The organism is Mucilaginibacter sp. UR6-11 (assembly GCF_020880695.1).
Classification (GTDB): domain Bacteria; phylum Bacteroidota; class Bacteroidia; order Sphingobacteriales; family Sphingobacteriaceae; genus Mucilaginibacter.
Genome location: NZ_JAJIWO010000001.1, coordinates 747920 through 762391 on the forward strand (window position 1 = coordinate 747920; position 14472 = coordinate 762391).

The 14472-nt window shown below is 40.5% G+C and carries 11 protein-coding genes and 1 tRNA gene; all 12 read right to left on the reverse strand.

Annotation, left to right across the window (positions count from 1 at the left end; genetic code table 11):
- Positions 1 to 52: 52 nt before the first annotated feature.
- On the reverse strand, positions 53 to 1450 hold the full coding sequence (locus tag LJ658_RS03440) for an undecaprenyl-phosphate glucose phosphotransferase (protein ID WP_230545075.1): 1398 nt from the start codon (positions 1448 to 1450) through the stop codon (positions 53 to 55).
- A 15-nt stretch (positions 1451 to 1465) separates the two neighbouring features.
- Positions 1466 to 2425 carry a D-glycero-beta-D-manno-heptose-7-phosphate kinase gene (rfaE1, locus tag LJ658_RS03445; protein WP_230545076.1) on the reverse strand — a complete coding sequence of 320 codons (960 nt, stop codon included), beginning with the start codon at positions 2423 to 2425 and terminating at the stop codon, positions 1466 to 1468.
- A gap of 53 nt (positions 2426 to 2478) precedes the next feature.
- A complete protein-coding gene (locus LJ658_RS03450) occupies positions 2479 to 2790 on the reverse strand; it encodes a DUF3467 domain-containing protein (RefSeq protein WP_230545077.1) in 312 nt (103 codons plus the stop codon).
- A 66-nt stretch (positions 2791 to 2856) separates the two neighbouring features.
- Positions 2857 to 7146: a DNA-directed RNA polymerase subunit beta' gene (gene rpoC / locus LJ658_RS03455; RefSeq protein ID WP_230545078.1), complete on the reverse strand. Its 4290-nt coding sequence runs from the start codon at positions 7144 to 7146 to the stop codon at positions 2857 to 2859.
- Between the two features lie 91 nt (positions 7147 to 7237).
- Positions 7238 to 11041 (reverse strand): DNA-directed RNA polymerase subunit beta, encoded by a 3804-nt coding sequence (gene rpoB, locus LJ658_RS03460; RefSeq protein ID WP_230545079.1) that lies wholly within the window; start codon positions 11039 to 11041, stop codon positions 7238 to 7240.
- Positions 11042 to 11238: 197 nt separating this feature from the next.
- Positions 11239 to 11625 (reverse strand): 50S ribosomal protein L7/L12, encoded by a 387-nt coding sequence (gene rplL / locus LJ658_RS03465; protein ID WP_214071516.1) that lies wholly within the window; start codon positions 11623 to 11625, stop codon positions 11239 to 11241.
- Positions 11626 to 11685: 60 nt separating this feature from the next.
- A complete protein-coding gene (gene rplJ / locus LJ658_RS03470) occupies positions 11686 to 12204 on the reverse strand; it encodes a 50S ribosomal protein L10 (protein ID WP_230545080.1) in 519 nt (172 codons plus the stop codon).
- Between the two features lie 2 nt (positions 12205 to 12206).
- Positions 12207 to 12905 (reverse strand): 50S ribosomal protein L1, encoded by a 699-nt coding sequence (gene rplA / locus LJ658_RS03475; RefSeq protein ID WP_230545081.1) that lies wholly within the window; start codon positions 12903 to 12905, stop codon positions 12207 to 12209.
- Between the two features lie 28 nt (positions 12906 to 12933).
- Complete coding sequence (gene rplK / locus LJ658_RS03480) at positions 12934 to 13374, reverse strand: 50S ribosomal protein L11 (RefSeq protein WP_214071513.1); 441 nt, start codon at positions 13372 to 13374, stop codon at positions 12934 to 12936.
- 181 nt (positions 13375 to 13555) lie between these two features.
- Positions 13556 to 14098 carry a transcription termination/antitermination protein NusG gene (gene nusG, locus LJ658_RS03485; protein WP_230545082.1) on the reverse strand — a complete coding sequence of 181 codons (543 nt, stop codon included), beginning with the start codon at positions 14096 to 14098 and terminating at the stop codon, positions 13556 to 13558.
- Between the two features lie 11 nt (positions 14099 to 14109).
- Positions 14110 to 14304: a preprotein translocase subunit SecE gene (secE, locus tag LJ658_RS03490; protein WP_230545083.1), complete on the reverse strand. Its 195-nt coding sequence runs from the start codon at positions 14302 to 14304 to the stop codon at positions 14110 to 14112.
- A 21-nt stretch (positions 14305 to 14325) separates the two neighbouring features.
- Positions 14326 to 14396 (reverse strand) — tRNA-Trp (locus tag LJ658_RS03495).
- Positions 14397 to 14472 lie beyond the last annotated feature (76 nt).

Here is a 14472-nt window from a genome sequence, read left to right on the forward strand (position 1 = left end):
GTTTTGAATTTCACGGTTTTGGTTGTAAGCGCCCCTTTTGAGTCATATTATATTAAAATGCTTTTTCATCACCCTTTATCACATTCCAAAAAGTAAGAAATATAATTTTGAGGTCAAGTAAAAAGGACCAGTTTTCAAGATACCATACATCGGCTTCTACCCGCTGAAGCATGTCTTCGGTTGTTTTGGTTTCACCTCTAAAGCCATTAATTTGCGCCCAGCCTGTTATGCCCGGCTTTAAAAAATGGCGCACCATAAATTTATCAACCAGTTGCGAATATTGTTCAGTATGGATTATCATATGTGGCCTTGGCCCTACAACAGACATATTGCCTATTAACGTATTAAAAAACTGTGGAAATTCATCTAAACTTGTTTTACGGATAAATGCGCCAATAGTTGTAATTCGCGGGTCGCCGCGTTTTGCCTGTTGTATGTCTGAATCGTTATTAACACGCATGCTTCTAAACTTATAACATTTAAAAGGCTTATTGTCTTTACCCGACCGTGTTTGCACAAAAAACACCGGCCCACGCGATTGCAATTTTATGATTATGGCCAATATTGGGAAGAGCCAGCTAAATATAAATATTATAACAAACAATGAAAATACAATATCAAATACACGCTTTATTAACCTGTTAGCCATGCTCTCCAAAGGTTCCTGTCTTATTGAGATAATTGGTATGTGATCAAAATTTTGCACAAACATTGACCTTTTAGGATTAATATAATATTCAGGAACTATTTTAAAACGTATTAAATGTTTGTCCGCTTCAGTCATTAACTGCTCTATACGGTTAGTTTGAGAGATTGGCAGCGCGCAAAATATTTCATCTACACCATTTTCTAGTACATAACCAATACAATCATCAATACTGCCTAAGTATAAACCAATAGCCGGTATGCGCGACGCTTTATCGTCGAAAAAACCTAACACTTTATATCCGCTATGTTTATTATGTTCAAAATATTCAAAAATATTCATGCCTATTGGTCCTGATCCAACAATAATTATATTCCTGGAGTCCATTAACAAGTTTCTTTTACTCTTTCTTATAATCAGGAATATAAACTTCCATGACCCAACCAAAAAACCAAATAGTATAACCGAATAAAGTAAATACTCTCTTGTGATTAAATAGAAACTGGTGCCTATTATAATTATGATAAAGGATATTAACGATACGAATAACAAATATGTTTTAAAAAAACCCTGATAAGTGCGGATCGAATCTTTGTTTAATACACGCTCATATAAACCCGTAATATTTGTTGACAGTAGCCAGATCAGGTTAAACATCATTACTATAGGCAAATATTTACTGGTTGTTATTTGCACCCCCCGCCCGTCAACAATTAAATAGGCTATAAACATGCTAACATTTAACAATAAATAATCAATAAACAGATTGAGAATTTTGATAAACGCAGAGTATCTGTAAACCATATTTATATTTTATTACTACCTGTTCAGCTCATTAATTTCTTCTAATGTCGCTACTGCGCTGCCAAATTTTGCCACCACAACTGCGGCAGCGCTGTTTGCAAAGTCACAAGCATCTGCTATTGATAAACCATTAGCAAGTGCAAAGCCCAGGGCAGCTATAACCGTATCGCCGGCGCCGGTAACATCAAAAACATCAAGTGCCCTGGTTGGTTTCTTAATTAATTTTCCGTCCTGATAAATTGCTATACCAGCTTCAGATAAGGTAACGATAACGGTTTCGCAGGCCGTAGTATCTGCTATTTTTTTGCAGGCCGCTTCCAGCGTGGCGTCATCAATAATATTTATTCCAGACGCAAGCGCCGCTTCTTTTTTGTTTGGCTTTACCAGGGTAACACCGCGATATTTTGACAGGTCCTTGTCTTTTGAATCAACAATAGTTATAACATTATTATCATTACATAATTTAATGATATTTTTTACCAGCCGCGTACTTAATACCCCTTTGCAATAGTCTGACAATATCACCACATCCAACTCTTTTACCCTGGTTTTAAAAAAGTTAAATATTTCATCGGCAATAGCATCGTTACAGTAAATCTTATCCTCTCTGTCCAACCTTATCAGCTGGTGCCTGTTTACAACAACCCTTGTTTTTATTGTGGTGCGGCGATCGTCATCTTTAGCCTGGTAATAAAAATCAGGGGCGATCTTTTCTAACTCATCTTTAACTATATGGCTGGTATCATCATTGCCACTGATACTTATTATTGATCCTTCGCAACCGAAAGATTGTAGATTTTTGAGTACGTTGCCGGCCCCGCCCAGGCTGTATTCTTCGCCCGCCACATCAACAATTTGCACCGGTGCCTCGGGCGAAATACGATCACATGAACCATTAATATAGTGGTCAAGCATCATATCTCCTATAACACAAATTTTTACTTTTTTATTCCCCGGAAACTTGAATGAAGGCATTGGCTAAATGATATAATAAACAAATATGTTGATCGGGATGAGTGATATCCCCGTTATGCCTGGCCCATGGTACCGCCAAAATTCATCGGAAACGCCGAAGGTTCCTGCTGGATTTTTATGCGGCCGTTTGCGGCTTCAAATTTTTCAATATTATCTTCAAGTGCGGTCAGGAGTCTTTTGGCGTGCTCGGGGGTAATAATTATACGTGATTTTACCTTAGCCTTCGGCGTACCGGGCATGATTCGTATAAAGTCAAGCACAAACTCCTGATTTGAATGGGTTATAATTGCAAGGTTCGAATAGATTCCTTCCGCAACTTCTTCAGAAAGTTCAATATTCAATTGGGTTTCGTTCTGTTCTTCCATAGCGCAAAAATAGCAAAAGCCTTCCGTTTTGCGGAAAGCTTTGCTATTTATTATTTGCTTGGTTAATTAAGCCTCTACTTCTTCAGCTTTTGAAGCCATCAGACGATCAAATTCTTCCTGTGAACCTACGCGGATATTTTCGTACTCGCGTAAACCGGTTCCTGACGGAATTAAGTGACCAACAATAACGTTTTCTTTCAAGCCCAGCATTAGATCTCTCTTACCTGCAATCGCCGCTTCGTTAAGAACCTTGGTGGTTTCCTGGAAGGATGCTGCAGATATAAACGATTTAGTGCCTAATGATGCCCGGGTAATACCCTGCAACATTGGGCTGGAAGTAGCCGCGATAGCGTCACGCACCTCAACCAATTTCAAATCTTTACGTTTTAAAATTGAGTTTTCGTCACGCAATCTGCGTACAGATATGATCTGACCTGCTTTTAAGCTGGTTGAATCGCCCGGCTCAATAACAACCTTTTTATCAAAGATGTCGTCATTTTCAAGCATGAAATCCCAGCTGTCAACAGCTTCTTTCTCTAAGAAACGGGTATCACCCGCATCTTCGATAGCTACCTTCTGCATCATTTGGTGAACAATAACTTCAAAGTGCTTATCATTGATTTTCACACCCTGTAAACGGTAAACTTCCTGTATACCATTAACCAGGTACTCCTGTACTGCGGCCGGGCCTTTTATAGCCAGGATATCAGCAGGCGATATTGAACCATCAGACAATGGCATACCAGCTTTCACAAAGTCATTATCCTGTACAAGGATGTGTTTAGACAATGGCACCAGGTATTTTTTAACTTGTCCATCTTTTGATTCGATAGTGATCTCACGATTACCACGTTTAACACCACCCAGGGTTACAACGCCGTCAATTTCGGTTACTACAGCAGGGTTTGATGGGTTACGTGCCTCAAATAACTCTGTTACCCGTGGCAAACCACCGGTGATATCTCTGGTTTTACCTGTTGAACGAGGTATTTTAGCAATGATCTGTCCTGTTTGTAATTTCTCACCCTCATCAACTGCAATGTGTGCGCCTACCGGGATGTTATATCCTTTAATAAGGTTTCCTTTGGTATCGGCAACTTGTATAACCGGGTTTTTTGTTTTATCCCTGGTATCAATAATAACCTTTTCACGGTGACCTGTTTGCTCGTCAGATTCTTCACGGAAAGTGATACCCTCTAATACGGCTTCAAACTGCGCCACACCGGCAAATTCTGATATGATAACCGCGTTGTATGGATCCCATGAACAAATACGATCACCTTTTTTGATTTTGCTGCCATCTTTAATATACAGGTATGAACCGTAAGGGATGTTGTTGGTAACAATAACTTTATTGCTTCCTTCTTCAACTATACGGAACTCGCCCGAACGACCCAACACTACATCAACAGCGCCTTCTTCAGCGGTTTGATAAGTAACGGTACGAACGTTTTCAAACTCAATGATACCGTCAAATTTAGCATTGATCTGAGACTCAGCAGCAATGTTTGACGCGGTACCACCCACGTGGAATGTACGTAAGGTTAACTGTGTACCCGGCTCACCGATTGACTGTGCTGCAATTACACCAACAGCCTCGCCTTTTTGCACGCGTTTACCGCTTGCTAAGTTACGGCCATAGCATAACGCGCATACGCCACGTTTGCTTTCGCAGGTTAATACCGAACGGATCTCGATACCTTCAAGCGGAGAGTTCTCAATAGTTTTACCAATCTCTTCTGTAATATCCTGACCAGCTGATACCAACAAATCGTTAGTAATAGGGTCAAACACATCATGTAAAGATGTACGGCCTAAAATACGGTCATATAATGGCTCAACAATATCCTCGTTATCTTTTAACGCGGTTGTGTATATACCTCTTAAAGTTCCGCAATCTACGGTACCAACAATCATATCCTGTGCAACGTCATGTAAACGACGGGTCAGGTAACCAGCATCAGCTGTTTTCAATGCAGTATCGGCCAAACCTTTACGTGCACCGTGAGTTGATATAAAGTACTCTAATACTGACAAACCTTCTTTAAAGTTTGAAAGGATCGGGTTTTCAATAATCTCACCACCCGAGCCTGATTTTTGAGGCTTAGCCATCAAACCACGCATACCTGCAAGCTGACGGATCTGCTCTTTCGAACCACGCGCTCCTGAATCCAACATCATATAAACAGAGTTAAAGCCCTGGTTATCGTTGCTTAGGATGTCCATCACATTCGCGGTTAAGCGGTTGTTGATACGTGTCCAGATATCGATAATTTGGTTATAACGCTCGTTGTTGGTAATGAAACCCATGTTGTAGTTACCCATTACTTCTTCAACTTGCTTAGAAGCCTGAGCAATCAACGTAACTTTCTCAGCAGGGATATTGATATCCTTCAAGTTAAATGATAAACCACCCTGGAATGCCATCCTGAAACCTAATTCCTTAATATCATCAAGGAACGCGGCAGCACGCGCCATACCGGTAATTTTTACCACTTCACCAATAATATCACGCAGTGATTTTTTGGTTAACAATTCATTTATATAACCTACCTCAACCGGAACGTGCTCATTAAATAACACACGGCCTACAGTAGTATCTATAATTTTGCTTACGATATGTCCGTCACGCTCTTTAATAAGCACTTTAACCTTTATAAATGCATGCAGGTCAATTTTGCGCTCATTGTAAGCAATGATAACTTCTTCCGAAGAGTAGAATGTTAAGCCTTCGCCTTTTACAACCCGATCTGCATCAGTTTTACGGCCTTTGGTTATGTAGTACAAACCAAGCACCATGTCTTGAGACGGAACGGTAATAGGTGTTCCGTTAGCAGGGTTTAAAATGTTGTGCGACGCAAGCATTAATACCTGTGCCTCTAATATAGCAGCATTACCCAGTGGTACGTGCACAGCCATCTGGTCACCGTCAAAATCCGCGTTAAAGGCGGTACAGGTTAACGGGTGCAGCTGGATAGCTTTACCTTCAACCAGTTTTGGCTGGAATGACTGGATACCTAACCTGTGTAACGTAGGCGCACGGTTTAATAATACCGGGTGGCCTTTTAATACGTTCTCTAAAATATCCCAAACCAATGGGTCTTTACGGTCAACTATTTTCTTGGCAGATTTTACTGTTTTAACCACACCACGCTCAATCATCTTGCGAATGATAAATGGTTTAAACAGCTCGGCAGCCATATCTTTTGGTAAACCGCACTCATGTAATTTAAGGTTAGGGCCTACAACAATTACAGAACGGGCAGAATAATCCACACGTTTACCTAATAAGTTTTGACGGAAACGGCCTTGTTTACCTTTCAGGATGTCTGAAAGTGATTTCAATGCACGGTTACCTTCAGTTTTTACCGCGTTAACTTTACGTGAGTTATCAAATAACGAATCTACAGCTTCCTGTAACATCCGTTTTTCGTTACGTAAAATCACCTCTGGTGCTTTAATCTCGATCAAACGTTTTAAACGGTTGTTACGGATAATTACACGACGGTAAAGGTCATTTAAATCTGACGTTGCAAAACGGCCACCTTCAAGAGGTACCAACGGGCGCAATTCAGGCGGGATAACCGGAACGATCTTAACGATCATCCACTCAGGGTTATTCTCGATACGTGTTTTTGCACCACGGAAAGCCTCAACAACCTGTAGGCGTTTTAATGCTTCGTTTTTACGTTGTTGTGAAGTTTCGGTAGCTGCCTGGTGGCGTAAGCTAAATGATAATTCGTCAAGATCAATACGTTTCAATAATTCTTCCAAAGCTTCTGCACCCATTTTGGCTACAAATTTCTGTGGATCCTTATCATCAAGGTATTGGTTCTCTTTCGGAAGAGTATCTAATATATCCAGGTATTCTTCTTCAGTAAGGAAATCCATTTTATTGATTCCGTCACTTTCTTTAATACCAGCCTGGATCACTACATATCTTTCATAATATATGATCAGATCAAGTCTTTTTGTTGGCAGGCCCAATAAGTAACCAATTTTATTTGGCAACGAACGGAAATACCAGATATGAGCAACCGGAACCACCAAATTGATGTGGCCCATACGCTCACGACGCACTTTCTTTTCGGTTACTTCAACACCGCAACGGTCGCACACGATACCCTTGTAACGGATACGTTTGTATTTACCGCAATGGCACTCGTAATCTTTAACCGGACCAAAAATACGCTCGCAAAATAAACCATCACGCTCAGGCTTATAGGTCCTGTAGTTGATGGTTTCGGGTTTTAAAACTTCACCGCTTGAGCGCTCCAAAATCGCCTCGGGCGATGCTAAGCTGATGGTGATAGTAGTAAAATTACTTTTGATTTTATTATCCTTTTTGTAAGACATAGTCTCCTTTGTTTTAATGGTTAAAGGTGAAAGGTTAAAGGTAAAAGGTTTGACATTGCTGCCTTTAACCTTTTACCTTTTGCCTTTAACCTTATTCTAACGTGATATCCAAACCTAAACCTCTTAATTCATGAACCAATACGTTGAATGATTCAGGAACTGAAGGCGTTGGCAGGTTTTCACCTTTAACAATAGCCTCGTAAGTTTTGGCACGGCCAACAACATCATCCGATTTAACGGTTAATATTTCCTGCAGGATGTTTGATGCACCAAATGCTTCAAGCGCCCAAACCTCCATCTCACCAAAACGCTGACCACCAAACTGGGCTTTACCACCCAATGGTTGTTGTGTAATTAATGAGTATGGCCCGATAGAACGTGCATGCATTTTATCATCAACCATGTGACCTAATTTCAGCATGTAGATAATACCTACTGTAGTTTGCTGATCAAAACGATCACCAGTTAAACCATTGTATAAATAAGTACGGCCTGATTCAGGGATACCGGCTTTTTTAACCCACTCTTCCACTTCTTCATGGCTTGCACCATCAAAAATCGGGGTTGCAAATTTAATGCCCAGCTCTTTACCAGCCCAACCTAATACAGTTTCATAGATCTGGCCCAGGTTCATACGTGAAGGTACACCCAGTGGGTTCAACACAATATCAACCGGTGTTCCGTCTTCTAAGAAAGGCATATCCTCGTCACGTACAATACGCGCAACAATACCTTTATTACCGTGACGGCCCGCCATTTTATCACCCACTTTAAGCTTACGCTTTTTAGCGATGTAAACCTTAGCCATTTGTACGATACCAGATGGAAGCTCATCACCTACACTGATAGCAAATTTATCGCGACGGTAAGCACCCAGTTCCTCATTAACCTTGATGTTATAGTTATGAAGCAAAGTTTTTATCTGGTCGTTTTTGTCATCATCAGTTGTCCATTTTGTTGGGTTGATGTTTTCAAAAGGTAACTCAGTTAAAATCTTTTGAGTGAATTTAACGCCTTTAGGCACCAATAGCTCTTTGTAAACATTGCTTACACCTTGTGATGTTTTGCCGTTAACTATCTCAAATAACTTCTCAATTAAAGTGTTTTTAAGATCTTTTACTGCTTTGTCATGTTTAATATCAAGCTTCTCGATCTGTGCTTTTTCTTCTGCCTTGGTAGTTTTCTTAGCACGCGAGAATAATTTGGTATCAATTACAACACCCGCGATAGACGGCGGAGTTTTTAATGACGCATCTTTAACGTCACCTGCTTTATCACCAAATATGGCACGTAATAATTTCTCTTCCGGTGAAGGATCAGACTCACCTTTCGGCGTGATCTTACCTATCAGGATATCGCCTTCTTTAACTTCGGCACCAACACGGATAATACCGTCTTCGTCCAAATCTTTAGTAGCTTCTTCTGATACGTTAGGGATATCCGGAGTTAACTCTTCTTCCCCACGTTTGGTATCACGTACTTCCAGTTCAAATTCCTCAACGTGAAGAGAAGTAAAGATATCCTGGGATACTACACGCTCAGAGATCACGATCGCATCCTCAAAGTTATAACCCTGCCAAGGCATGAATGCCACTTTAAGGTTACGGCCCAGTGCTAACTCGCCATCTTGTGTTGCATAACCTTCGCAAAGCACCTGTCCTTTTTCAACTCTTTCGCCTTTCTTAACAATCGGTTTTAAGTTGATGGTAGTGCTTTGGTTGGTTTTCTTAAACTTGGTTAAGATATAGCTTCTTGAATCACCGTCGAAAGAGATCAAACGATCAAGTTCATTACGGTCATATTTAATTACAATCTGGTTTGCGTCAACATACTCCACAACACCATCGCCTTCGGCGTTGATCAGGGTACGTGAATCTTTTGCTACACGGCCTTCTAATCCGGTTCCAACAATTGGAGCCTCAGGGCGCAATAAAGGCACTGCCTGGCGTTGCATGTTTGAACCCATCAGGGCACGGTTAGCATCATCATGCTCAAGGAACGGAATCAATGAAGCCGCAATTGAAGTGATCTGGTTTGGAGCGATGTCCATCAAATCCAACTTCTCCGGATCAATGATCGGGAAGTCACCTTCAAAACGGGCTTTTACTTTAGGTAATGCAAATACACCCTTATCATCATAATGGGCATTTGCCTGGCCTATGGTTTTACCATCCTCATCCTCGGCAGACAGATAGATTACATCTTCCTGCACCTGTACTTTACCGTCAACCACACGTTTGTATGGTGTTTCAATAAAGCCTAAGTTGTTGATCTTGGCATGTACGCAAAGTGATGATATCAAACCGATGTTCGGTCCTTCCGGAGTTTCGATGGTACACAACCTACCGTAGTGGGTGTAGTGAACGTCACGAACCTCAAAACCTGCACGCTCACGCGACAGACCACCGGGGCCTAAGGCTGACAGACGACGCTTGTGCGTAATCTCTGCCAGTGGATTGGTTTGATCCATAAATTGTGACAACTGGTTTGTTCCGAAGAACGAGTTGATCACAGATGATAATGTACGCGCGTTGATCAGGTCGGTAGGTGTAAATACTTCGTTGTCACGAATATTCATACGCTCACGGATGGTACGGGCCATACGTGCTAAACCAACACCAAACTGAGCATATAACTGCTCGCCCACGGTACGCACACGACGGTTTGACAAGTGATCAATATCATCCACCTCGGCTTTTGAGTTGATTAATTTGATCAGATATTTAACTATCGCAATGATATCCTGTTTGGTTAATACCTTAGTTTCTTCTGATGTGCTCAGTTTCAACTTACGGTTGATGCGGTACCTGCCCACATCACCAAGGTCATAACGTTTGTCAGAGAAGAATAAACGATCGATGATACCACGTGCAGTTTCCTCATCAGGTGGTTCGGCGTTACGTAATTGACGGTAGATATGCTCAACCGCTTCTTTTTCTGAGTTTGAAGTATCCTTTTGTAAGGTATTATATATAATAGTGTAATCACCACTGGTTGCAGCATCTTCCTTGTTCAGGATGATGGTTTTAACACCGGCGTCAATGATCATATCGATATGGTCATCTTCCAGCACGGTTTCACGCTCCAGGATAATTTCGTTACGGTCAATGGAAACTACTTCACCGGTATCTTCATCCACAAAATCTTCAACCCATTTCTTTAAAACTCTGGCAGCCAGTTTACGGCCGATGAATTTTTTAAGACCTGACTTGCTAACTTTTACTTCATCAGCCAGTTCAAATAACTCCAGGATATCTTTATCAGAGTCATAACCAATGGCACGGAGCAGGGTAGTTACCGGGAACTTCTTTTTACGGTCAATGTAAGCATACATCACGTTGTTAACGTCAGTAGCAAACTCAATCCATGAACCCTTGAACGGGATAACACGGGCCGAGTACAATTTTGTACCGTTGGTGTGACGGCTTTGGCCGAAGAACACGCCTGGCGAACGGTGTAGCTGTGATACAATTACACGTTCTGCACCATTGATAACAAAGGTTCCTTTAGGCGTCATGTAAGGGATAGTTCCCAAATACACGTCCTGAACAATTGTTTCAAAATCTTCGTGCTCAGCATCATTACATGATAAGCGAAGTTTTGCTTTTAATGGTACGCTATAAGTTAATCCGCGCTCAATACACTCGCGTATATCGTAACGTGGCGGATCAATGAAATAATCAAGAAACTCCAGTACGAAGATGTTTCTTGAATCTGAAATAGGAAAGTTTTCGGCAAATACTTTAAACAGGCCCTCTTTATGACGGTTGTCTGAAGTTGTTTCCAATTGAAAAAATTCCTGGAAAGATTGCAACTGCACATCCAGAAAATCGGGGTAATCAAGTACCTTTCTGCTGGTTGCAAAGTTTACTCTTTGATTTTTTTTGTTTGCCAAGGTATTTTAATTTTAGTTTATTAATAAACTGTGTGTAGATATTGAGATTGGAGATATGAGATCTGAGTTGAATATAAACGGGCCAGCCCGCGTATGCTCAGTTCTAATACCTCATGGCTAATATCAAACCTTTATAAACAGCAATAGACCCCGACCAAATATGGTCGGAGTCTGATGCTATAAGTATTGTGGTTAACTTATTTAACCTCAACTACTGCTCCGGCTTCTTCTAATTGAGATTTCAGAGATTGAGCTTCTTCTTTAGTTACACCAGTTTTTACTTCTTTAGGTGCACCGTCAACAAGATCTTTTGCTTCTTTCAAACCAAGACCGGTTAAGTCTTTTACTAATTTAACAACAGCTAATTTTGAGCCACCTGCTTCTTTCAGGATAACATCAAATGCTGTTTGCTCAGCTGCAGCAGCAGGAGCGTCATCGCCACCACCGGCAGCAGGACCTGCAACAGCAACAGCTGCAGCAGCCGGCTCAATACCGTACTCGTCTTTTAAGATCTGAGCTAATTCGTTTACTTCTTTTACTGTCAAGTTTACTAACTGTTCAGCAAATGCTTTTAAATCCGCCATTATATTATGTTTTTTACTTTAATGCTTTGTGTTTAATAATCAAACTTTTAGGTGTTTGAATTAACCTCTTTCTTGTAATGTTTTTACTAATCCTGCCAATGTGTTTCCGCCTGATTGCAGTGCAGATACCACATTTTTCGCTGGCGACTGCAATAATCCGATGATCTCGCCAATTAATTGTTCTTTCGATTTCAATTTGATTAAAGTATCTAATTGATTATCGCCAACAAATATTGCAGAGTCAATGTAAGCTGCTTTTAAAACTGGTTTGTCACCTTGTTTTCTTAGCTTTTTGATCAGCTTTGCCGGGGCAGTTGCTGATTTTGAGAAAAGAATAGATGATGAACCTTTTAATACATCATACATTGCGGTATAATCACCACCGGCAGCTTCCATAGCTTTTTTAATCAAGCTGTTTTTTGCTACCTTCATCGTAATGTCGCTTTCGAAACATTGACGACGAATATTGTTGATTTTTGCAACCGTTAGGTCTGAAGTATCGGTAATATAAAAATTACCGTATTCCTTCATTTGTTCAGAGAGGGCAAGAACAAGGTCGTGTTTTTCTTCTTTATTCATGATTAAATTCCCGCTACTGATTTTGTTTCTACTGTAATCCCCGGAGACATGGTAGAAGAGATATGAATACTCTTAAAATATGTTCCTTTAGCTGATGATGGTTTTAATTTAGAGATGGTTTGCAATACTTCTAATGCATTCTCATAAATTTTATCAGCAGGGAAAGATGCTTTTCCTATTGAGGTATGGATAATACCGGTTTTATCAACCTTGAAGTCGATCTTACCACCTTTTACCTCAGTTACAGCTTTTCCAACATCTGGAGTTACTGTACCTGATTTAGGGTTAGGCATTAAGTTACGCGGACCAAGCACACGGCCTAATCTACCTACTTTAGCCATAACACTTGGCATGGTTATGATAATATCAACATCAGTCCATCCACCTTCAATCTTGGCGATATAGTCATCCAAACCTACAAAATCTGCACCTGCGTCTTTTGCTTCTTGTTCCTTGTCAGGAGTACAAAGCACCAGTACACGTACAGTTTTTCCGGTTCCATGAGGCAATGTTGCAATACCACGTACCATTTGATTGGCTTTACGGGGGTCAACACCTAAACGCACATCTATATCAACTGATGAATCAAATTTTGTATTGGTTAATTCTTTAACCAATGATGATGCATCTTGTAATGTATACGATTTATTAGCCTCAATTTTGGAGAGCGCCACTTTTTGATTTTTTGTTAATCTAGCCACTGTCTTAAACTGATTTGTATAAATTTAATTAATTCCAGGGTGCCGTACCTGATACGGTTATCCCCATACTGCGGGCAGTACCTGCTACCATTTTCATGGCTGATTCTACTGTGAACGCGTTTAAATCAGTCATTTTATCTTTAGCTATCTGCTCAACCTGTTCCCAATTTACATTGGCAACTTTTTTACGGTTAGGCTCGGCCGAACCACCTTTTAAACCTGATACTTCCATTAACTGGATAGCTACAGGAGGAGTTTTAATGATAAAATCGAATGACTTGTCAACATAAACAGTGATAACTACAGGTAACACTTTACCAGGTTTGTCCTGGGTACGTGCGTTGAACTGTTTGCAAAACTCCATTATGTTCACCCCTTTTGCACCTAATGCAGGTCCAATTGGAGGTGATGGATTTGCAGCACCGCCCTTCACTTGCAGCTTAACCATTGCACCGACTTCTTTTGCCATTTGCTTTTTTATTTAATTATTCAATGTTATAAAGTGGAAGCTATGTAACATTTGTTAGTCTGGTATTTAGTAGTCAGTATCAAGTATTTAGACTTTTACCTTCTCTATAGTACCATTATCTTCAATATCAAATTGCAACAAGTATTCTTCCTTGATACCTGCTACTAAATACTTGATACTATTACTCTTTCTCTACCTGCATGTAATTCAATTCAAGCGGCGTACGGCGCCCAAATATCTTTACCATTACCTTCAGTTTCTTTTTCTCTTCATTAACCTCTTCAATCACCCCGCTAAATCCGTTGAAAGGCCCGTCCATTACTTTAACGTTTTCGCCAACGTAATAAGGCACATTCATGGTTTCGCCCTGCGCGGTCATTTCATCAACCTTACCTAAAATACGGTTAACTTCTGCCTGGCGCAAAGGGATAGCATTACCCTGTTTATCACCCAGGAAACCAATAACGCTGTTCACATTTTTGATGATGTGCTCCAACTCGCCATCTAACTGGGCTTCCATTAATACATAACCCGGAAAGTAGTTGCGTTCTTTAGCAATTTTCTTTCCGTCGCGCATTTGATAATATTTCTCGGTAGGTATTAATACCTGGGGCACCAAATGCGTAATGCCTAAACGGGCAATTTCTGCGTCAATATATTGTTTAACTTTTTTTTCTTTACCGCTTATGGCGCGTACAACGTACCATTTTAACTGATCACTCATCTTTATATATATTAAGCTAGTGAACTATAAAACTTGTTAAGCAGAAAGCCGATGACCTGATCCATACCAAATATCAGCATGGCGATGATAATTGCAGCTATCAATACCAAAACTGCGCTGCTTTGCAATTCACGCCAGGTTGGCCAGGTTACTTTCTGGGTCAACTCGATGTAAGACTCTTTAATATATTCAGATACGTTAGCCATTCTTAGTTATTTGCTATTATGCACGGGAACAAGGATTCGAACCCTGATCAAAGGTTTTGGAGACCTCTATTCTACCGTTGAACTATTCCCGTGTAAACCCTCGATTTCCCGAAGGAACATTATAATATTGATAAAGTACCCTGGCAAAAGCCGGGGTACTTTACAAAA